The organism is Methylomonas sp. 2BW1-5-20 (assembly GCF_052474515.1).
This window is the reverse complement of record NZ_CP184127.1, coordinates 3,773,468-3,794,042: the sequence shown is the minus strand read 5'-3', so window position 1 is coordinate 3,794,042 and position 20,575 is coordinate 3,773,468. Positions and strand designations below refer to the sequence as shown.

The 20,575-nt window shown below is 53.5% G+C and carries 16 protein-coding genes; 10 read left to right on the top strand and 6 right to left on the bottom strand.

Annotation, left to right across the window (positions count from 1 at the left end; all coding sequences use genetic code 11):
* The first annotated feature begins 179 nt into the window (after positions 1 to 179).
* The 4 genes from ACH50O_RS17505 to ACH50O_RS17490 are packed head-to-tail and all read left to right on the top strand — an operon-like array spanning position 180 to position 3,508.
* The gene (locus ACH50O_RS17505) at positions 180 to 593 is read left to right on the top strand and encodes a TM2 domain-containing protein (RefSeq protein ID WP_446809033.1); all 414 of its coding nucleotides are present in this window, start codon (positions 180 to 182) and stop codon (positions 591 to 593) included.
* Between the two features lie 2 nt (positions 594 to 595).
* On the top strand, positions 596 to 1,318 hold the full coding sequence (locus ACH50O_RS17500) for an adenosylcobinamide-GDP ribazoletransferase (RefSeq protein WP_446809032.1): 723 nt from the start codon (positions 596 to 598) through the stop codon (positions 1,316 to 1,318).
* A gap of 26 nt (positions 1,319 to 1,344) precedes the next feature.
* Entirely contained in the window at positions 1,345 to 2,028 is a 684-nt protein-coding gene (gene bluB, locus ACH50O_RS17495; protein WP_446809031.1) for a 5,6-dimethylbenzimidazole synthase, read from the top strand.
* Positions 2,018 to 3,508: a cobyric acid synthase gene (locus ACH50O_RS17490; RefSeq protein ID WP_446809030.1), complete on the top strand. Its 1,491-nt coding sequence runs from the start codon at positions 2,018 to 2,020 to the stop codon at positions 3,506 to 3,508. Before bluB ends, ACH50O_RS17490 begins: the two co-directional genes overlap by 11 nt.
* On the opposite strand, the gene ACH50O_RS17485 is transcribed toward ACH50O_RS17490, so the two are convergent.
* The 3 genes from ACH50O_RS17485 to ACH50O_RS17475 all read right to left on the bottom strand — a co-directional run bounded on the left by ACH50O_RS17485 (position 3,491) and on the right by ACH50O_RS17475 (position 9,590).
* The gene (locus ACH50O_RS17485; RefSeq protein WP_446809029.1) at positions 3,491 to 8,116 is read right to left on the bottom strand and encodes an EAL domain-containing protein; all 4,626 of its coding nucleotides are present in this window, start codon (positions 8,114 to 8,116) and stop codon (positions 3,491 to 3,493) included. The genes ACH50O_RS17490 and ACH50O_RS17485 overlap by 18 nt on opposite strands.
* Before the next feature lie 68 nt (positions 8,117 to 8,184).
* Entirely contained in the window at positions 8,185 to 8,847 is a 663-nt protein-coding gene (locus tag ACH50O_RS17480) for a tetratricopeptide repeat protein (RefSeq protein ID WP_446809028.1), read from the bottom strand.
* A gap of 266 nt (positions 8,848 to 9,113) precedes the next feature.
* On the bottom strand, positions 9,114 to 9,590 hold the full coding sequence (locus ACH50O_RS17475) for a CYTH domain-containing protein (protein WP_446809027.1): 477 nt from the start codon (positions 9,588 to 9,590) through the stop codon (positions 9,114 to 9,116).
* A gap of 413 nt (positions 9,591 to 10,003) precedes the next feature.
* Between ACH50O_RS17475 and ACH50O_RS17470 the strand changes: the two genes are divergently transcribed.
* The 5 genes from ACH50O_RS17470 (at position 10,004) to ACH50O_RS17450 (ending at position 14,545) form a co-directional block, all read left to right on the top strand.
* Positions 10,004 to 10,753 (top strand): methylenetetrahydrofolate reductase, encoded by a 750-nt coding sequence (locus ACH50O_RS17470; RefSeq protein ID WP_446809026.1) that lies wholly within the window; start codon positions 10,004 to 10,006, stop codon positions 10,751 to 10,753.
* A 180-nt stretch (positions 10,754 to 10,933) separates the two neighbouring features.
* The gene (locus tag ACH50O_RS17465) at positions 10,934 to 11,947 is read left to right on the top strand and encodes a helix-turn-helix domain-containing protein (RefSeq protein WP_446809025.1); all 1,014 of its coding nucleotides are present in this window, start codon (positions 10,934 to 10,936) and stop codon (positions 11,945 to 11,947) included.
* Positions 11,948 to 12,194: 247 nt separating this feature from the next.
* Positions 12,195 to 13,484, top strand: a complete 1,290-nt coding sequence (locus tag ACH50O_RS17460; protein WP_446809024.1) for an NAD(P)H-binding protein — start codon at positions 12,195 to 12,197, stop codon at positions 13,482 to 13,484.
* The gene (locus tag ACH50O_RS17455; protein ID WP_446809023.1) at positions 13,481 to 13,954 is read left to right on the top strand and encodes a DUF2269 family protein; all 474 of its coding nucleotides are present in this window, start codon (positions 13,481 to 13,483) and stop codon (positions 13,952 to 13,954) included. The genes ACH50O_RS17460 and ACH50O_RS17455 overlap by 4 nt, the downstream gene beginning before the upstream one ends.
* Positions 13,955 to 13,957: 3 nt before the next feature.
* Positions 13,958 to 14,545: a DUF4166 domain-containing protein gene (locus tag ACH50O_RS17450; RefSeq protein WP_446809022.1), complete on the top strand. Its 588-nt coding sequence runs from the start codon at positions 13,958 to 13,960 to the stop codon at positions 14,543 to 14,545.
* 111 nt (positions 14,546 to 14,656) lie between these two features.
* Here the strand turns inward: ACH50O_RS17450 and ACH50O_RS17445 are convergent, their stop codons facing one another.
* The 3 genes from ACH50O_RS17445 to ACH50O_RS17435 form a co-directional block, all read right to left on the bottom strand.
* Positions 14,657 to 15,922 carry a glycerophosphodiester phosphodiesterase gene (locus ACH50O_RS17445; protein WP_446809021.1) on the bottom strand — a complete coding sequence of 422 codons (1,266 nt, stop codon included), beginning with the start codon at positions 15,920 to 15,922 and terminating at the stop codon, positions 14,657 to 14,659.
* A 97-nt stretch (positions 15,923 to 16,019) separates the two neighbouring features.
* A complete protein-coding gene (locus ACH50O_RS17440) occupies positions 16,020 to 17,621 on the bottom strand; it encodes an alkaline phosphatase D family protein (RefSeq protein WP_446809020.1) in 1,602 nt (533 codons plus the stop codon).
* A 182-nt stretch (positions 17,622 to 17,803) separates the two neighbouring features.
* On the bottom strand, positions 17,804 to 18,577 hold the full coding sequence (locus ACH50O_RS17435; protein WP_446809019.1) for an energy transducer TonB: 774 nt from the start codon (positions 18,575 to 18,577) through the stop codon (positions 17,804 to 17,806).
* 480 nt (positions 18,578 to 19,057) lie between these two features.
* On the opposite strand from ACH50O_RS17435, the gene ACH50O_RS17430 reads away from it, so the two are divergent.
* Positions 19,058 to 20,470, top strand: a complete 1,413-nt coding sequence (locus ACH50O_RS17430; protein ID WP_446809018.1) for an efflux transporter outer membrane subunit — start codon at positions 19,058 to 19,060, stop codon at positions 20,468 to 20,470.
* The last annotated feature ends 105 nt before the right edge of the window (positions 20,471 to 20,575 follow it).

Here is a 20,575-nt window from a genome sequence, read left to right as displayed (position 1 = left end):
CGGCGGTAATCTGTTTCCAGAGGGCAATAGCCGGGACTCCGGCTTTCCCGTATCATGGGCCGCGAAAAATAACCGTGGATGCTCTTGGGCATCGTTCGGTTTACTTTCACGCTGGAAACGGCCGATTTGACGGCTGTCAATAATAATAAAAAGCATACAACGACGATTTGGTAAACAACATGCTAGGACATATAGAAAGTTACGATGAAAGATGCCAAACCGGCGTCATCAAATACGAAGGGCAATTCTACGAATTTCATCTCGATCAATGGACCTCGGAAGCGCCACCGAAACCGGGCGACGATGTCGATTTCGATCATGAAGACGACAAGGTCACCGATGTTAGTCTGGTCGGCGCTTATCTGATGGAGGCCAAGCCGGTTAAAAGTAAGATCGTGGCAGCCTTGTTGGGTATCGCCTTCGGCGCGATCGGTTTGCACCGTATCTATTTGGGTTTTTATTTTCTCGGCCTTACCCAGGCGGTAGTGACGCTGCTTACCGGCGGCTTCGGTGTGATGTGGGGTTTCATCGAAGGCGTATTGATCGCCACCGGCCATATCTACAAAGATGCCAAGGGCCGTCATTTAAAATAATCGTGGATGCGTTTTTCATCGCGCTACAGTTTTTAACGCGCATCCCGATCCATTATCGTCACCTCGGCAGCGATGCCGTGTTGGGCCGTTCCGTGTTGTATTACCCGGCCGTCGGATTGCTGCTGGGCATTATGTTGGCTATTCCGGCAAGCCTGTTATCCGATACCGCGCCGCTAATGCTTGCGGCGCTGATACTCGGCGCGTGGGTTTTGTTGACCGGCGGGCTACACCTGGATGGCTTGGCCGATTGCGCGGATGCCTGGGTGGGTGGCTACGGCGATAGGCAACGTAGTCTGCAAATCATGAAAGACCCGGCTTCCGGACCGATTGCGGTCTGTTTGCTGGTTGTGGTTTTAATCTTGAAATTCGCCGCCCTGACCACGATGCTTGAGCAAGGCCGCCTCGCACCGCTGCTGTTGGCGCCGGTATTGGGCCGCGCGGCGATCCTGGTCTTGATGTTGACCACTGCTTACGTTCGCCCGCGCGGATTGGCCGAAACCCTGTTACAGCAATTGCCTATATCGGCGGCATATCAGGTGGTTGCTGTCTGCGCATTGCTCGGATTAACGATTTTAGGTTTGCCGACTATATTGGCGACCGGTTTGTTGCTGTGGTGGGTGCGGCAAACCGCCGTATCTCGACTTGGCGGGGTGACCGGCGATGTGTACGGTGCGGCGGTGGAGTTGGTGGAGGTTGTTGTGCTAAGTACCGCCTTGCTGCGATGACAGCAAAATCTCCACAGCCGGAAGCCATGTCCGCAGATGAATTGAAACCGGAGCATTCCGCCGTTGAGCATCGCTTTTCGGATCAACAACTAGCCGGTGTTTACCGAGCCATAGCCGAACGCCGCGATATGCGGCATTTCCTGCCCGATCCAGTCAATGCGGAGACGTTGGCGCGCCTATTACAAGCCGCGCATCAGGCCGGCAGCGTCGGCTTGATGCAGCCGTGGCGTTTTATTCGGATTACCGAGCGAAATCTGCGGGCTAGGATTCATGAGTTGGTGGAACAGGAACGCCGGCAAACCGCCGAAGTTTTGCAGGAACGTCACGATGAATTCATGAAGCTAAAAGTGGAAGGCATACTCGATTGCGGCGAACTATTGGTCGTGGCCTTGCCGGACCGGCGCGAGCGCCACGTATTCGGCCGCCGCACCTTGCCGGAAATGGATCTAGCTTCGGCGGCTTGCGCGATTCAAAATCTGTGGCTGGCGGCCAGAGCCGAAGGCTTGGGATTGGGCTGGGTCTCGCTGTTCGACCCCGATGCGCTGGCCGAATTGTTGCGGATGCCGCCGGGCAGTCGGCCGATTGCGATCCTCTGCCTAGGCCATGTCGCCGAGTTTTACGCCAAGCCGATGTTGGAATTGGAAAACTGGGCAACGCCGCAACCCTTGTCGGCCTTTGTTTACGAAAACGGCTGGCCCGATGAAAGCTAATTCGCCGTTCCAAGCGTTGATGGTGCAAGGCACCACTTCCGATGCCGGCAAAAGCACGCTGGTGACGGCTTTGTGTCGTTATTACCGGCGCCAAGGCGTTGCCGTCGCGCCGTTCAAGCCGCAAAACATGGCGTTGAATAGCGCAGTGACTATTGATGGCGGCGAAATCGGCCGCGCCCAAGCGGCACAAGCGGCGGCCTGCGGTTTGCCGCCGCATAGCGATATGAATCCGGTGCTGCTGAAACCGAATACGGATACTACCGCACAGGTGATCATTCACGGCAAGGTCCTGCAAAATCAATCGGCGACGGAATATCACGATTATAAAAAAGTCGCCAAGCAAGCAGTATTGGCGTCCTGGCAACGCTTGAGCGATCAATATCAGATGTTGATCGTCGAGGGTGCCGGCAGTCCGGCCGAGATCAATTTGCGCGCTGGCGACATCGCCAATATGGGCTTTGCGGAAGCCGTCGATTGTCCGGTAGTTTTGATTGCCGACATCGATCGCGGCGGCGTATTCGCGCATTTGATCGGTACTCTGGAGTTGTTGTCCGCCAGCGAACGGCAACGGGTAGTCGGTTTTGTGATCAACCGCTTCCGCGGCGATATGGCCTTGTTGCAGCCCGGACTGGATTGGCTGGAAGCGAAAACCGGCAAGCCGGTACTGGCGGTACTGCCGTATTTGCACGATTTGTATCTGGAAGCCGAAGACGCTTTGTCCACCCGGCATGCACGGCCGGGACGGCCCGACGCTTTTCATATCGTGGTGCCGCATCTGCCCAGTTTCAGCAATCACACCGATTTCGATCCCTTGCAATTACATCCCGACGTTACAGTCAGTTTTGCGAAAAGCCCCGAGCAAATCGTCGGTGCCGATTTGCTGGTACTGCCCGGCAGCAAATCGGTGCGCAGCGACCTGATTCGGCTCAGAGCACAGGGTTGGGAAGCGTTTATTCATCGGCATTTACGCTATGGCGGCAAGTTACTGGGGATTTGCGGCGGGTTTCAGATGTTGGGTAACAGTATCGACGATCCGCATGGCCTTGAGGGGCCGCCAGGCTGTGCCGATGGATTGGGTTTGCTGAATATGCACACTATTTTGCAGACGGAAAAATGTTTAAAACAAACCGGCGGCACTTTCCACCGGCAAACGATTCCGGTGGCTGGCTATGAAATTCATATGGGCGTCAGCAGCGGTCCCGCCTTATCTCGCCCAATGTTCGCGTTGACTACGGGCGACGACGGCGCAATGTCCGAGGATGGGCTGGTCGCGGGTACTTATTTGCACGGCTTGTTCGATATGCCGCAAGCCTGCGATGCCTTGCTGCGTTGGGCCGGTTATAACAAAGCATTGGCGGTCGATTTCAATGCGCTGCGCGAAGCCGGTATCGATCGCTTGGCGGCATGCCTGGCGGCTCATTGCGATTTTGCGTTGCTGGAAGAACGCGTACAAAATTTCCGCTCAAGCAAACAGCTCTAGATGTTCGAGTAGCTGCACGATTTGCAGATTGAGTTCCCGGAGTTTTTTCAAGTTCTCGCCGGCGTTGCTATTACCGCCATTTTGCGCACCGCGTTGCATTTGCTCGGCCAGACTATGTTGTCGAGTTTGCGTCTGCGCCAATTGCTCCAGCAGGCGCGGGTCGATGTTATGTTCGTTGCGGAGCCGTTCCAGCCATCTACTCAAATGCGATTTTTTCGGATTTAGCGCGGGCCAGCGCGTATTGGTTTGCAGGCATTGTTCCAAGCGGCGCAGCCAATATTGCTGTTGTAGTTTTAATAATTCCAATTGACTAAGCCAACTATTCAACGAGTGTTTTGCGCAATCGATCCAGGCAGGATGATGGTGGTAGTGCTTTACCCAATCCGCAACCGCGTTCGCCGGCATCGGACGGGCAATGCAGTAGCCTTGAGCCATGCTGCACCCGAGGTTTATCAAAAATACGCCGTGTTCTATATCTTCCACGCCCTCGGCGATCACTTCCCGTTTAAAGGCTCTGGACAGAGCGATCACGCTCTCGACGATGGCCATGTCGTCTGGGTCGTCTATCATATTGCGCACAAAACTTTGATCTATCTTGACGGTATTGATGGTCAAATGCCGTAAGTGAGCCAGCGACGAGTAGCCGGTGCCGAAATCGTCGAGCGCGCAAGGTACGCCTAGTTCGTGATAACACTGCTTCAGCGTTTCGCCGACGGAGATCATGTCCTCCAACACGCTGCTTTCCAATACTTCGAGCTCCAGCTGTCTGGAGGAGATTTGCGGATATTCGGTCAGCAGGGTTTGTAGCGTCGTCGTGAAATCCGGCCATTGCAGATGGCGCGGCGAAATATTTACGCTGACGCGTAGATGTAGTCCAGTTTCTTGCCAGGCTTGCAATTGCGCGAATGCTTGTCTGAGTACCCAATTGCTGACGTCGATTTCCAACGTGGTGTTTTCGATTATCGGTAAAAACTCCGCCGGCGGCAGCAGACCTCTTTCCGGATGCCGCCAGCGAATCAGCGCTTCCATGCCGACGATTTCGCCGGTTTTAATATTCACCTGGGGTTGGTAATATAAGCAAAACTGACTTTGTACCAGCGCTTGGCCGACTTCGGCCAAGGCCTGTTCCAAACGGCTGGGCCGATGATAGCCGCCGTTGGCGGGGCCGGATAAATGTTCGTAGATCCGGTAACGGTTGCGGCCGTCCAGTTTAGCCTGATACATAGCCTGATCGGCGTGGCGCAACAGAATGTCGGGGTCTTCCATATCCAGCGGATAAATGGTGACGCCGCTGCTGGCGGCAATCCGGATATGTCTTTCCGCCAGTTCGAACGGTTCCGCCATTGCTTGATGAATCCGGCTTAAAGTGTCTTCGCATTGCTGCACGGATTGCAGATTTTCGAATAGCAAGGCAAATTCGTCGCCGCCCAGCCGGCACACCGTATCGCCTTCGCGCAGTTTTATTTTAATACGCTTGGCGACTTCGACCAGTAATTGATCGCCGGTTTCGTGGCCGAAATTATCGTTAACTTGTTTGAAGCCGTCCAAATCCAGATAACAGACAGCCAGTAGCGATTCCGCGCGCTTGCTGTGGGCAATAGCCTGGGCGAAGCGGTCGGCGAACAAGGCCCGGTTGGGCAATTGGGTAAGCGGATCGAAATGAGCCAGCACTTCCAAGGCTTGTTGTTGCTGTTTACTTTCGGTGATGTCGGAAAATAAGCCCAGATAATTGATGATCTTGCCGCTTTCGTCGCGTAACGCCGAAATGGTGAGTAGCTCCGCGAACAAATCGCCGTTTTTTCGGCGATTCCACACTTCGCCTTGCCAGTGTCCGGTGTCGTGCAGCTCTTGCCACATAGCTTGGTAAAACTCCGGCGCTTGCCTGCCGGATTTCAAAAAATTTGGGTTTCGACCTATCGCTTCGTCGCGGCTGTAGCCGGTAATCTCGGTAAAGGCAGCGTTGACATCGATAATCAAGGTGTCGATGCCTGTAATGATGATGCCCTCGTGAGCGTCCGAAAACACCCGAGCCGACAAGCGTAATTTTTCCTCGGCTTTTTTCAGTTCGCTGATGTTTTGAACGATACCGCGCATGCGTACGGGTTTACCGTTGCCATCGCGTTCGACCTGTCCGACCGAGCGCAACCAGCGCTCTTCGCCGCTAGCGGTGCGAATGCGGTATTCGACATCGTATTTGGCGCCATATTCCAGATGCCGCCGTTTGGCTTCTATGATTGCCGGCCTGTCTTCCGGGCAAACAGCCGCCAGAAAACTGTCCCAGGTATGCGGTGTGCTGCTGGGAAAACCCAATTCGCTGATAACGATCTCCGACCAAAACTGGGTATTGCGAATTAAGTCCGACTCCCAGATCCCCACGCCGCCATAGACTTGACTGATACGAAAACGCTCCTCGCTTTGCTTAAGCGCCAACTCGGTATTTTTGCGTTCGGTAATGTCCTGAACCAAGACCACGAAACGATCGGGTCCGGCCTTATAGCTGTCGATGGCGAACCAGCGGCCGAGCTGCGGTACGTGGTTTTCCAAATATTTCGGTTCGCCGCTGGTATCGAGGTCGTCAAAACTGGTAATCCAGGCGCCTTCGGTATTGGGCATCACTTGTTTTACGGTTTTGCCTATCCAATTGTCGCGGGCGATTCCCGTCATTTTTTCGAAAGCCGGATTGATGTCCAGGTAGCGGTAATCGACGATTTTGCCATTGTTGTCGCGGATGACTTGGTGCAATGCGAAACCCAGCGACATATTGGTGTATAGCCTGGCCAAGTCGGCCTCGCTGGCTTTGCGGGCGTTAATTTCCTGACGCAACCGGATCACCCAGTAGGCAAAAAATAGTAGGATCAGGAATACGACGGCTGCCGAGCGGAATATCGCGTCCATCCGAATGCCGGGTTCGACTTTTAAGCCCATCCAGCGGTTGATAATGGCATCATGCTCGGATTGATTGATGCTGGCCAGCGCTTTTTCCAGGAGCGACAGCAGTTGCGGATGGGCTTTTTGGGCCGCCATGCGGGTTTCGTTGACATAGCCGGGTTGTCCGGCAATATGCAGATTCAACAGACCTTGCTGCTTGATTGCGTAATTTGCCGAGGCGGCATCGCCGATATAGGCTTCCACCTTGCCTTCGGCCAGAAAATTCAGCGCTTGTTTTACCGAGGTGGCGGTAACTAACTGCAAATCCGGATAGTCGCGGCTTAACAGTTCCTGAACGAAATAACCTTGCTCCACCGCGACCCTGTGTCCGGCGAGCAGTTGCAGGGAATTGATATAGCTGCTGTTTTCATCGCCGATAATCACGATCGGCGTACTGATATAAGGCTGAGTGAAACTGAGATATTGTTCGCGATCGGGGGTTTTGGTTGCGCCGGCGATCATATCCAGTTCGCCGCGTTTTGCCATGTCCAGAATTTCCTGCCAGGTTTTGTCCTTGATGATGACAAATTTAACGCCTAATCGCCGCTCGATTAGCTTTAGGTGTTCGGCAATCATTCCTTGATACTCGCCGGCCGGGTCCAGCCATTCATAGGGTGGGAAATCAGGATCGATGCCCACCCTGATTTCAGGGTGCTCGGCCAGCCATAGCCGTTCCGCGTCGTTTAATTGCAAGGCGCTGGATTTGCTGCCGCCGTGGACAAAGTCGTTCAGTTGGCTCTCGTTTAACGGTCTGGCCAATTTTAGGTTGGCATAAATCTCTGCTACCCGGCGTAAGCGGGCAGCTTCTATCTGACCGAGCGGGATAGTGTCCGGCACGATCAGTTTGCGGGTTTCTTCGGCTTCGTAGCGCAGTTGTTCCCGGCTAAGTTTGCTTGAGTACTTGTTTCGGATCAGTTCGATAAGCTCGTCGGGGTGAGCCAGTGCATATTCCCAGCCTTTCAGACTGGCGCGGCGGAAACGCTCGGCCCGGCCCGGATGCTGCTGCAATTCCTTGCGGCTGGTGAACAGTAAATCGCCGTAAAAGTCGATACCGTAGTTTTGCGGATTGATGATATTGACTTTGATGTCGGCGCTCCGAAAGGCGAAAGGCCGGTCAGTGATATAGCCGGACATTACATCGACTTTATCCGCGATCAAGTCCGCGTCGTTAAAGGTCTCGGCAAATTTTTGATAACGGCTTTCGTTCAGGTTGGCTTCGGCCAGCAAGGCGCGCACTTGGGCGTTATTTTCGCCGACCACGTCGTACATAATACGTTTACCGGCCATTTCGTAAGGGCTAATAATGCCGGAAGATTGTTTACTGAACAGTACCAGCGCGTCGTGCTGAAAAATGGCGGCCAGGGCCACGATAGGGCTGCCGTTGGCATATTGGGCGATGATGCCGGAATCGCCGATGCCGTATTCGGCGCGTCCGGTCGCCACTTCTTCAATGTAGTCTTGACTAGGCGAGCGCTCGCGTATCTCTACTTGCAAGCCTTCTTCGGCATAATAGCCTTGCTCGACGGCGGCGTAATACCCGGCGAATTGGAATTGGTGGAACCATTTTAACTGCAACGCCACCGTTTCCAGTGGCTGTTCGGCTGTGGGTATAACCGCAAGGCTAGACGTGCAAAATAGTAGGAAAAATGCCGTAATCAGCCCAAAAATGGTTTTCTTCATAAATGCCAGCGCGGCCTATTTTGAAAGTAGCGATATTCTACATCCAAAGGCAAATGCGCTAAGCAGTTTTAGTAGGCGGTGGCGGAGGTGAACAGCGATTGAAATTTGTTCTTGCCGGCGTTGGCTTTACGTTGTTGGGTATTGGCCAACGCAAGTTTGGCTTCGTTTTGTAATTGGCTATCGGCAAACACTTGCTGCTTGCGCAGTGGAGCCTGGATGGCCTTACGCAAATATTCCTCGGCTTCCGCGCTACGGTCTTGTTGCAATAAATAATCGGCATAGAAATAGTTGGCGTCGATGCCGTTGGGGTTGATTTTCAAACTGGCTTTCAACATCTGCTCGGCCAGCTGATTATCCCCAAAAGATACCGGCCAGCCAGGCACCATGTAATACAGCGTACCCAGCGTGACATAGGCCGCACCATCCAGGGCGCTAGGGTTTTGGGCGATGGCTTCTTCCAATAAGGCCTTGGCGGTTTCCAGGCTGGACAAGGCGCTCAGCGAGGACTGAAATGCCGCATTGGTGGCTATGATAGTTGCTTGCCAGATTTTCGGCTCGGCGGCATTGGGGTAGCGCTTGGTCAGTTCCGCGGCTTTCTCCAGCAACTGCGGATATGTCTGTCTTTGCCGGGTTTCGTCGCTTTGGTAATAAGCGCTGGCCCAATCGCTTTCCAGATTCGCGATAGCACTAGCCAGCTCCGAGGCGAACAGCGGAGTTGAAAAAAGTATCAAAAAAACAACAAAAGTAGCTTTGCTCATACATAAAATATAGAGCATTACAGTCGGCATTTCAATATGCCTTCTAAATTATTGTTTTATAGAAGCATTGCCTGGTGCGGAAGTTCGCCGTTTTGCTGTCTGTTTCTGTTTGGTGTTGTCGGTATTTGTAGCGCTATCGCTACCTCTGTAGTTAATTGTCTATGTTTTGCAACAAATGCTACAAAAAGTGGGTTTTGGCGTTTTTTTAGACAAGCCAAACAAGCAATCGAATGCCGGCGTTAACTATTTGCCCAGTCTTTGAAAGGGTGTTTGCAAAGATTATTATTGTAATAACGCAAATCTTCCGTGACTTCCCGGCCCAGCCAGGCTGGCTGGGCGAAAGCTTCCCCGATGGTCGTCAATTCGATTTCCGCGACGATCAAACCTTGGTTGTCGCCCATGAATTCGTCGATTTCCCAAACATGCGGTTCGCGATAGACAAAATGACGCATTTTCTCCACCAGGGGTTTGTGGCAAAGTTCGTCGAGAATGCTATTGGCGTCGCTTAGCGGAATTTCGTACTCGAACTCCTGGCGGTGACTGCCGATAGTGGCGCTTTTGATATTCAGCCAGGCATGGCTGTCGGAAATCCGCACGCGTATCGAGCTGAGCGGACTGCTACTAAGATAACCCTGCTTATAGTGCACGGAATGATCGATTTCCCCGCGCCAGTCGTCGTTCGCCAGCAAGAATTTATGTTCAACCTCAAGCGCCATGGCTGTTTTCCTCAGATTTAGTTAGTGTTAAGCAATGTTTTATTAAAACCGGTGTCGTAGTAAAAACACCTTTTAATACAATAAGTTGTTTTTGTTTAAAATTTGCGGCGGGAAGATTCCGCGGCGGCGTTACAGCTGAAAAGACATCAGCAAGCCTCACCGCTAAAATGAGAAGCCGTACCGGTTGAGCATGCGCTTAGCCAATAGCGCTTAAAAGAATTCTCGCTCATTATCGCCGTCATCGGGCTGGTCGCGCTGCACACTGCAATCACTGTTAATTCCGAATTGGCCGGCGAACGACAACAGCAAAGCTCGTATGCGGCCTATTTTTTCTGCGGTAGAATGCGGCACCCGGCCTTTGACGGTACGGAAAATCTTATTGTTTACAGCCACTCTATAAGGTTCGCACCCGGATGAATATCTCGTTTGAAATCGTACCCAGAAGCATAGCGGCTTTTGACGAACAATATGCCTTTGTTCAGACGCTGGATGAAAGCATAAACTTCATTAATGTACCCGATATCCAACGTTTCGAAACCCGGAGCTGGGAATTGGCGACGCGCATTGATCGCAGCAAGTACCGATTCATCCCGCATTTTCGGTCAATCGATTTCAAGATCGAAAGTGGCGAGCTGTTCCGCATCATTGAACAATACCAGCTCGACAGCATACTACTCGTATCCGGCGATCCGCCGGAAGGCTTGAAGCGTACTTTTTACGCCACCGACGTCGTGGATATGATACGTGCCGTGCGTCAGCGTTTTCCAAGTTTAAATATTTACGCCGGTTTCGATCCGCACCGCCAGGGCTTACAGGACGAATGCTACTACACCCTGCGCAAGGCCGAAGCCGGCGCCACGGGTTTTTTCTCGCAGCCGTTTTACGATAGCCGTTTGATTGAGATTTATGCCGAACACATGCAAGGGTTGGAAACCTATATCGGTATCAGTCCGATCACGACGATGGCATCCAAGAATTATTGGGAAGTCAAAAATAAGGTCAAATTTCCCGTGGCTTTCCGGCCGGATTACGATTGGAATGTCGAATTCGCGAATCAGGTGATCGCATCGGCCGCCGCTTGTGGCTTAAATGTTTATTTCATGCCGATTCGGATTGATTTGAAGAAGTATTTTGGGGCGATTAGATTAGGTGAAATCCGTTAAGGGGATATAGAACCAATACCGAATTTCACGAAAGCCATTTGCCCGGCGGCGATCATGAAGGCTAGCGCCTAAACAGATCCCATCCAGGGCAATTATGGACAGCCTATAAAAGACGGTGCCTTAATCGGCTTCGAAAACACCGACTAAACTCAAGGCCATTGTTTTTTCGGTGAGTTGTCTATGCAAATTCTTCCTCTGTTATGCATCGGTTTTTCGCTGGGTGCGGCTGCATTGCTGATCGTCGGCAATATTCTGCAAGGCGATGAACCCGTGCGCTTTTCCGCCAAATTTGCCGGGTTTATGTTGATAGCCGGTCTGGCTGGCATTCAGTATCTGCATCTGGGCTGGTTGTTAAATCGGTTTGACCATCTGCATTCCGTGCTTTATCTGCTGTTGCTGTATGCCATTGCGCCCAGCTTTTATTTTTACAGCCGCCAGCTGTTAATTGCCGAAGCCCGTTACCGCTGGCGCGACGTTCTACATTTTTTGCCGTTTACGCTGTGCCTGATTTTGCCTTACCGTCTGGTCTTGCCCGGCGCATTTTTTATCGGCAGCGGTTATTTGTTATGGTTGGCGCAAATCGTTTACGGTCTACGCCAACAACGGCAACGTTTTCGTTTGGAACTCTTGGCGTTGGGGACCTTATTTGCGATAGCCTTGGCGGTGTTGTTACTGGGTTTCATCTGGCCGTTGCTTAACGAAGCCGATTTTATACGTGACTACAGTATCTTGATCGGCTTGGCATTTTTCGCTGTAACGTTGACCTTGCTGCGTTTCCCCGGCATCGCCGCCGATGTGTCGGCGGCGGCGCAAGCGGTTTATGCGGAGTCGACATTAAAAAGCATCGATAAGCCGGCGGTGTTAGCCAGGCTCGACGCCTTAATGCAGCGAGACAAACTGTATACGCTGGAAACCCTGAGTCTGGCCTTGCTGGCAGAGCAGTTGGAGTTGAGCCAGCATCAATTGTCCGAGCTGATCAATACCGAGTTTCAACGAGGCTTTTCCCGCTACATTCGCGAGCAGCGCATAGAGGCAGCAAAAAAACTGTTATTGGCGGAACCCAATGCATCGGTACTATCGATAGGGTTGACGGTGGGTTTTAGTACTCAGTCCAATTTTTATGCCGCATTTCGCGACATCGTCGGCGTGGCGCCGGGACAATACCGGAAAATGCACACGCCACCAGCGTCCTAAACCCGGAAAATTCCGGTTTTATCATTTTGTAAATCCGTAGCTATTTGAATCTTATGGATTTATGTCCCGCATGAATTATTTTTATTCCTGCCTTATCAATTTGGAAGTTCGTTTGTTTGCTGCTGGTTAACCTGCTCCTGCCTCTCAACTTTCGGAGCAAAACCATGAATATTCGCTTGAAACCTATATGTCCCGGCCAACGGCTGCCGGTAACAGCAGACGGAATAGCCAATTGCGGGAGGCGGTTATGAATATCCTGTTAACCGGCGCGACCGGTTTTATCGGCCAGGCAGTCTTGCGGGAGTTGCTGAAACAAGGCCACCAAATCACAGCCTGTTGCCGCCACCCCGAACGTCTGTCGATCAATAACCCCAAGCTTACGCTGTTGAGTCTGGATTTTGCCGACACCCGCACGATAGATTCCTGGCTACCGCATTTGCAGGGTATCGATGCCATTGTCAATTGTGTGGGCATCATTGCCGAGAGCGGGAACCAAAGTTTTGCCCAATTGCATGCCCAAGCACCGATAGTCTTGTTTCAGGCCGGTGCGCAAGCGGGAGTCAGAAAGATCGTGCAGATTTCCGCCCTCGGTGCCGACGCGGGCGCCGAAACGGCCTACCATCTCAGCAAAAAAGCCGCCGACGATGCCCTGCGTAAATTAGCCGTGGATTGGTTTGTATTGCAACCGTCTTTGGTCTACGGTGCAGGCGGACGCAGCAGTAGTTTGTTTCATGCATTGGCGGCTTTGCCCCTCCATTTTCTGCCGGATGGTGGGAGGCAGTTGCTGCAGCCGATTCACGTCGGCGATGTAGCCTCTGCCGTTTGCCGCTGTATGGAACCGGCTGTGTCCGGCCGTAAAACCATAGCTTTAGTCGGCCCGAGTCCGATCAGTTATGCCGAATGGCTGCAAGGGCTTAGACAGCGACTGGGTAAATCCAAGGTCGGAACTTGCTCCGTTCCTTACCAATATGCGTTGGCGATGGCTGGTTTTGGCAAATGGCTGGACGAGCCGATTTTGAGTAAGGACAACGTGACGATGCTAAGCCGAGGCAATAGCGCGGATTCAGGTCCGTTGACTAAGTTCTTGGATCGAGCGCCCATCAGCGTCTCCGCGCAATTGTTTGAACTGCCGGCCAGCCAAGCCGAGCGTTGGCATGCCGGCTTGTATTTTCTAAAGCCTTTGCTGCGATACACGATTGCCATAGTCTGGCTGTGGAGCGGCATCACCTCGTTGTTTTTCTATCCGCATCAGCTCAGTTACCAGTTATTGGCGCCGCTAGGCATCACCGGTTCAGGCGCGCCGTTTGCTTTATACGGCTTGGCGGCAATGGATATTGCCTTGGGTTTGGCGACCTTAGCGCGATTCAGGATCGGAAACCTAATGCTTTCGCAGTTCTGGATCGTACTGGGCTATAGCCTGGCGGTAGCGTTGTGTTTGCCGGGGTTCGTATTCCACCCTTTCGGACCGCTGTTGAAAAACCTGCCGTTTTTAATGTGCTTGTTGATAGCAAGAGAACTGGAAGGAGAGCCATCATGATGTATTTATCTTTAAAGCTGATCCACATCCTTAGCGCGATCGTGCTGTTTGGTCTGGGTTCCGGCACGGTGTTTTACAAAGTGATGGCTGACAAGAGCGGCAATCACGCGGCAATTGCTACCACAAGCAAACATTTAGTCTTGGCCGATTGGTGGTTCACCACGCCGACCGTCATTATCCAACCGCTAACCGGTGTGTTATTGGCCGAGCAATTGTCGGCTTCGTTCGGTGAAGGTTGGTTATGGTGGACGCTGGTGCTGTATTTAATCACCGGCTTGTGCTGGTTGCCGGTGGTGATTTTGCAGGTCCGCATGCGCGACATCGCCGTCGAGTCGCTGGCTCGGGGCCGAGCCTTGCCGTATCTGTATCATTATTACGCCAAGATCTGGCTCTGGTTGGGCGTGCCGGCTTTCTTCGGCATGATCGGTATCACCACCTTGATGGTGTTTCACAATTCACTCTGGAGTTAAGTCATGTCCATGCCATTAATGCAAAAAGTGTTGGGCGACGACTGGCAGCAATTGCCGGAGCTTATTCAAAGACATTATCGAATTAGCGACGGGCAACAAAGCCGGTTAGTGGGTACGATGGAGATAGGCTATCCGGGATATCTGTTTCCGTTGATCTGGGTGATTCATTTGTTCGGTGGCTTGTTGCTGTGGCGCGGACAGGCTGCGCGGGCCGAAGTGGACAAGGCCGCCGATGCAAACGGCGAGTTGTATTGGTACCGGACGATGACTTACGAAGACGGCAAAACCGATTGCTTCAGCTCGCGGATGCGCTATGGAGCTGATCACGAGTTGGTCGAAAGCATAGGTTTTGGCTTTGGTTTGCGCTTGAGCGTCAGTGTCGTGAATGGCGATTTGCTGTATCGTGGCATCGGCCACTTCTGGCAGTGGGGTCGAATATGCCTGAACATCCCAGATTGCTTGTTGTTGGGAGCGGCAAACATCAGCGAACATGCTGTGTCGGAAGACGAGTTTTATCTGAATTTTAGTATCCGCCATCCCTGGTGGGGGCGGAGTTATTACTATCGAGGGCGCTTTCGCAATAGCCGATAGCGAAGAGCTTGGCGTAGTCTGTTGTAATGCTGGCCGGACCCAGGGCAGGCCTGCGCGATAGGCGTAAACCCGGAGCATGCCGACGGGTTTACGTTTAAGTAGTTACCGCATTTAATTTTGATGACGATGATAATGCTCATCGTGCTTGTTGCGGGTATGTCCGAATCGGGCCGATGAGCTGTCATTGTCGGCATTAACCGATGCATCCCGGGCGGCAACGCCGGTATCGGCAAAGTCCGTAAACAAGCCATCGACTCCCAAATCGAAGTAATAGGTCATTTCTTGTTTAGGGTCGGCGAAGCCGTAGCCACTGGCGTCGTTGCGGAAGGTCCAAGTGTGAACCAGCAAGCCCTTGTCGTGCGCCAGCTCCACTACGCCCGTGCTGCCGTCGACACGACGGTCGTTGATGGTGATTACGCCGTCGCTGTCGCGATCCACGCCGTCTGCCACGGTTTTTACCAGATAAGGCTTCCAGGGGCCGACCGCATCGGCATAGGATTTAACGAAATCCAGACCTTCGTCGCTCAACAAATCGGCAAAGGTACGTTGATCGCCTATCACCACCAAGTCATACGGCTGTTTGTACGGCGCAACCAGCGAAATCGAGCCGTCGGCATTAACATCGTCGGCATCGATCAATTGCACCAGTTTAATGTCGGTCTTGTGACTCAGGTATTGCAGATTACTGACTTCAAATGATTGGATGAATACCGGTGCGCAAGCGCTATTGCCGTATTCCTTGTGCAGCTTTTTCAGCAGCTTGTTTTCAAAGACATTCAAGCCAAATAAAGGCTTATCGTTGGCACCCTTAACGGTAGCGTGGTAGGTGGAATGCTTGATTTCCGGATAAATGCCGATAGTGCGGCCAGTTACCTGGCTTTTACGCTTGGCCAATGCAATCACTTCATCCAAGGTCGGGATTGCAAATAAACCATTGTATTGCTGGTCTCTATCGGCGCGGGCTTGAATGGCGTGCAGGGTTTTAATTTCCGCCAAGGTAAAGTCGGTGGCGAACCAGTCGTTGTATTCCACGCCGTCAACCATACGCTTGGTTTTGCGATCGGCAAACTCCGGATGGCTGGCGACATCGGTGGTGCCGCCTATCATCGGTTCGTGGCGGGCGATCATGTGGCCGTCCTTGGTCAATACCAGATCGGGCTCGATAAAGTCCGCGCCCATTTCGATAGCCAACGTATAGCCTTCGATGGTGTGCTCGGGCCGATAGCCGGCCGCGCCACGGTGGCCGATGACGATGGGGCTGTGATGCATCTGATGACTATGCTCTCTGTGTGACTGTGCGTTGGCGTTGCTTTCCGCGCAGAGTATAGCCAGCGTCGCCGCTGCTAGTAAGCCTAGTTTGTGAAAATGTTTCATCATGTTGTTTTCCTAAGTTTTATCGTTTTCTCAGAGATAAATAACGGTTGCGGGCCGATGCTTTTGCCTAAACAACTGCACCGGCCTTGCAATCAAGCTATCAATCCCGGTCGTGATGCTCGTGTTCGCGTTCTGCTTCCGCAGGTAGGGTTTTGCTGAACACAACGGCGCCGTCGATGTCCTTTAAATCAACAGTCATCGCCCGGCTGCGCTTGTCGATATTCACTTCGCCGAAGAATTGCAGGCCGGCATAAGGCGACAAATTGGCTTTTCCGGCTGGCGGCGTTTTGGAAAATACGACTTGCGGACCAAAGGTGCCGTCGGTGGTGTTCGGGCCGAAGGTGCCGGCGTTCAACGGACCGGCGACAAACTCCCAAAACGGCGAAAAATCCTTGGTTTGGGCTTTACTTGGGTCGTAATAGTGAGCCGCCGCATAGTGGACATCGGCGGTCAACCAGACGATGTTTGCCAGGTGTTGGCGTTTGATGAATTTCAGCAAATCGGCCATTTCCAGTTCGCGGCCGGCTGCCGGGCCGTTGTTACCGTTGGCCACCGCTTCCCAGCGTGCCTTGCCTTGCGCATCGACGCCGTCGCCGACGTTAAGGCCAATCGGCATATCGGCGGAAATCACTTTCCAGGTGGCGTCGGAATTTTTCAATTCCTCCTTCAGCCAAGCGACTTGCTCCGGGCCCAAGAACGCGGTTTCGCCACTTTGCTGGGTTTGCAGATTGGCGGTGTTAGGGCCGCGATAGCTGCGCATATCCAGAACAAATACGTCCAGTAATTTACCGTAGGAAATTTTTCGGTAGATGCGTTCAGGTTCCTCGGCGTTATGCGGGCGCAACGGTGCGTATTCATGGAATGCTTGGGTGGCGCGGGCTACCAGCAACGGCACATCCTTGACCGTGTAGCGGTTGTCTTTGCTCAAATCTTTCGAGTCAGACCAGTTGTTGGCGACTTCATGGTCATCCCATTGCCAGATTTGCGGCACTTCGGCATTGAAGCGGCGGACGTTTTCATCCAGCAGATTGTATTTGTAGCGGCCGCGAAATTCGGCCAGCGTTTCGGCGACTTTGCTGACTTCAGGCGTTACCAGATTGGTCCAGATTTGGCCGTCCTCGGCAGTAACACTGGCGGAAATCGGGCCGTCCGAATAGACGCTATCGCCGCTTTCCAGAAAGAACTGCGGCTGTACTTGGCGCATGGCTTCATAGATTTTCATGCCGCCGAAGCTTTCGTTGATACCCCAGCCTTGACCGGCAATATCGCCGCCCCAAACGAAACGGATATCGTCGCGTTTGCCTATGGTATGGAAATGACCTAAGACCGGTTCGCTTTTATTGCGGGCATTGGTCAAGTCTTCAAACCAGACTTTGACGTAAACGTCTTTGCCTTCCGGCAACCCGGTCAAGTCTTGGCGAGCAGTAAAATCGGTTTCCGCCATTGCGTATGGCCCACGCACACTGACGGCATCATTGAATTGCGCGTTATAGGCATATTCCACCATCATCCGGGAAGGACGATCGGCACGGCTCCAAACGATGGCGCGGCCCGGCGCCAAATCGCCGATTTGAATGCCTTGTTCCATTAGAGGCGCATCGCCGGCCACGGCAAGGCCTGCCGGCAACCATAACGGTATCAGCGCGAGCGTTAGTTTTAGGGCGCGGTTAGAACGGATATCCGGAGAGTTTTTGCTACGCATCGTGATAAATCCTGGATTAAGTAGAAGAGGCCAGGATTATAGGTAGCGGCAAATGACAGGATGATTAAGACGGCATCGGCTTAACCCGGATCGGAAAAGCCGACGCTTGCGATCAAGCAGACTTTTCTTAAACAACAAGTTGTGCGGAATCGAAACCGCTTTTTGACTAATCCGGTTTTCGGCTAATAATCGCGCAAGCTAAAAATAATCGGTACCAGCACTGTGCTGGCCAACGCGGTCTGGCCTTGCATGGCCGGGGTAAACTGCCATTTTTTTACCGCTTCCAACGCCGATTCATCCAGGATGTCGTAGCCGCTGCTTTGCTCGACGCTTACGGTTTCGCTCAGGCCTTCAATGGACACCAACACCCGCAATAACACCTTGCCTTGCCAGCCCCGGCTTTGCGCCACGGTAGGGTAGGCCGGCGCCGGATTGCGTGCGTAGCTGGCGCGGTAATCGGGATCGACAATCGGCGCCGGATCGGTTTTGGTCTGAGCGTTTTGCTCGGCCGGATTAGCGGCCGGCAGCAGCGGAGCTTGGGTAAACACCTGTTCGGTTGGAGCGAATTCGTCAGGTGCTTGCACTATTTGCGGCGCTTTCAGCTTCGGTTTTGGTTGCGGTTTTTTTTGCGGTGCGGGCTTTATTCTGACCGGCGCCGTGGGGGGCGGTGGAACGGCCGGCTTGGGCGGGGCAACCTTGACTAAGGATATTTGCATGTCCAGCGGTTTCGCCGGGGGCTGGGTTTCCGAAGCCGGATGCGCGAACCATAGTGCGCCGCCCAAATGCAAGGTCAGTACCAAGATGAAGAGTAAGGCCAACATTCTTACCGAGCGCTCGTGGCGCGACACTCGTCTGGCTAACGGCGCACTCAATACCAGAGCCGGTTGTTCGCATACCGTCGAGCCGACGAACGAAGTCACGCGATTGCCCATGAAGCGAAAAATCTTCCGCTTCATGGTCTTGAGCCGCGTCCGGTTTGTCCGGCTATCGTTATTTTAAAACGCTGTTGGAAAGCTCGGCGGAGCTTTAAAGCCGGCAGGTCAATTCTCATCTTACATCCCTAAAAGACAAATTGTGGCTGGTAAATTCTGTGTGGTGTCGGCTTTGCGATTTGACCAGCATCCCGCTCAAGTCAACAGCTTGTAAATTGTCTATCAGCAATAGCGATTTCTCAACAAATATCGCAAGGCGCCGTGCAATGCTACGGACGCGGCTGGTCAATCTAACAAATAGTCCGGGAGCAAAAAATGCGGTGAATTGCCGCGCGGCAATTTGCCTCACCTACGCCGATAACCGTAGACTTACTGCGGGCGTAAACGGCGGCAAGCGGCAATTTTTTCGGCCCTGGGGTGGGGATTTTCGGTAGTTAAACGTCTTATAGATACCTCGCTAATTTTTTTTGACAACCCGTTTATTGTTTCCCGTCTCCCGACTGAATGCCAGCCAAGCCTGATCGCCCGATATTGTGGATTATTTCAGCCCTATCGGCGTTGTGCGCCGCCGGTTGCGAATCGACTGGGGCGCGCGATGCCAAGGCCTTGGCGTTTTCGGCGCCGTCTCGTTGGACCATTAACGGTCATGTCGCCGAACCTGCGACGAACGGCTGGCTGCGCACTTTTAACGACGCGCGCTTAACCGACTTGGTTGAGAAAGGCCTGACCGATAACTTCGATCTGAAAAGCGCCGCGGCTCGGGTCGATGCGGCACTCGAACAAGCTGTCATCGCCGGTGCCGCACGGTGGCCGCAGTTATCGCTAGCGCCGGGCTATCAGCGCACAAAAACCAATGCCGGCGGCGAGAGCAGCGAATACGGCGCGTTTACTGCAATGTTTAATTTGAGCTGGGAGCTGGATGTCTGGGGGCGAATCAAGGCCGGACAGCAAGCGGCTGAAACCGAAGCCGAGGCAACGAGCGACGATTATCGCGCCGTCCAACTCTCTTTGGCGGCACGGATTGCCCAAGCCTATTTCGAATTCGGCGAGGCGCGTTTGCAAGCGGCGGTCGCGGCGCAATCCGTTAAGGATAGAGGGGTGATCGTCGATTTGGTGCGCGGCCGCTTCAACAAGGGGTTGACGCGTGGCCTGGATTTGCGGCTGGTGCTGACCGATCTGGCAAACGCCGAGGCACAGCTGGCGCAAGCCCGTAACGACGTGCAAGTGCTGGGTAAACGATTGCAAGTCCTGTTGGGCCGGTATCCGGCAGACGAGCCGGCCTGGCCGGATGGGACGAATCAATCGGATCCCGCGCTTTCGTTGCCGCAGCCGCCGGAAACCTTGAGCGCAGGCTTGCCAGCGGCGCTATTGGAGCGCCGCCCCGATGTGATCGCTGCGTTCAAGCGACTGCGGGCTGCCGATTCGCGCTTGGAAGGCGCGGAAAAAGCCTTATTGCCGCGCGTAACCTTGACCGGCGCCGGCGGCTCCAGTAGCGCGGCCTTGACCGAAATCATCGATCCGCGCGCGGCGGCCTGGAATTTGGCCGCCGGATTGGCACAGCCGCTGTTCACCGGCGGTCGCTTGCAAGGCGAAATCCGTTTCAACGAGGCCAAAGTGCGGGAAGCGTTTAACCAATACCAAAGCGTGGCCTTAAATGCCTTTCGTGAAGTGGAACAATCGCTGGCAGCCGAAGCTTGGCTGCGCACCCAGGAGCAGGCCTTGCGCGAAGCGGTGCGGCAAACCGAAGCCAGCCGTAGGCTGGCGGTGTATTCCTACCGGCAGGGCTTGATCGAAATTCTGACGCTGCTTGACAGCTATCGCAGCACCCTCAATGCCCAAAGCGCGCATTTGGCCGTACGGCGGCAATTGTTGAACAACCGCATCAACCTCTATTTGGCATTGGGCGGTGGGGTTTGAACAAATGCTCGCGGCCGGCAAACCTAGTGCGTTCGCTGGGCGGAATTGCTGCGAACTATCGGGCTGTGTTTGCGTTTAGCCTACGGTTACGCCTATCGATAGCAC

Bases quoted from the DNA above. Each gene is read 5' to 3' on its own strand.
- ACH50O_RS17505 (WP_446809033.1), top strand. From the start codon at position 180: ATGCTAGGACATATAGAAAGTTACGATGAAAGATGCCAAACCGGCGTC.
- bluB (WP_446809031.1), top strand. From the start codon at position 1,345: ATGTCCGCAGATGAATTGAAACCGGAGCATTCCGCCGTTGAGCATCGC.
- ACH50O_RS17490 (WP_446809030.1), top strand. From the start codon at position 2,018: ATGAAAGCTAATTCGCCGTTCCAAGCGTTGATGGTGCAAGGCACCACT.
- ACH50O_RS17485 (WP_446809029.1), bottom strand. From the start codon at position 8,116: ATGAAGAAAACCATTTTTGGGCTGATTACGGCATTTTTCCTACTATTT.
- ACH50O_RS17475 (WP_446809027.1), bottom strand. From the start codon at position 9,590: ATGGCGCTTGAGGTTGAACATAAATTCTTGCTGGCGAACGACGACTGG.
- ACH50O_RS17470 (WP_446809026.1), top strand. From the start codon at position 10,004: ATGAATATCTCGTTTGAAATCGTACCCAGAAGCATAGCGGCTTTTGAC.
- ACH50O_RS17465 (WP_446809025.1), top strand. From the start codon at position 10,934: ATGCAAATTCTTCCTCTGTTATGCATCGGTTTTTCGCTGGGTGCGGCT.
- ACH50O_RS17460 (WP_446809024.1), top strand. From the start codon at position 12,195: ATGAATATCCTGTTAACCGGCGCGACCGGTTTTATCGGCCAGGCAGTC.
- ACH50O_RS17455 (WP_446809023.1), top strand. From the start codon at position 13,481: ATGATGTATTTATCTTTAAAGCTGATCCACATCCTTAGCGCGATCGTG.
- ACH50O_RS17450 (WP_446809022.1), top strand. From the start codon at position 13,958: ATGTCCATGCCATTAATGCAAAAAGTGTTGGGCGACGACTGGCAGCAA.
- ACH50O_RS17445 (WP_446809021.1), bottom strand. From the start codon at position 15,922: ATGATGAAACATTTTCACAAACTAGGCTTACTAGCAGCGGCGACGCTG.
- ACH50O_RS17440 (WP_446809020.1), bottom strand. From the start codon at position 17,621: ATGCGTAGCAAAAACTCTCCGGATATCCGTTCTAACCGCGCCCTAAAA.
- ACH50O_RS17435 (WP_446809019.1), bottom strand. From the start codon at position 18,577: ATGAAGCGGAAGATTTTTCGCTTCATGGGCAATCGCGTGACTTCGTTC.
- ACH50O_RS17430 (WP_446809018.1), top strand. From the start codon at position 19,058: ATGCCAGCCAAGCCTGATCGCCCGATATTGTGGATTATTTCAGCCCTA.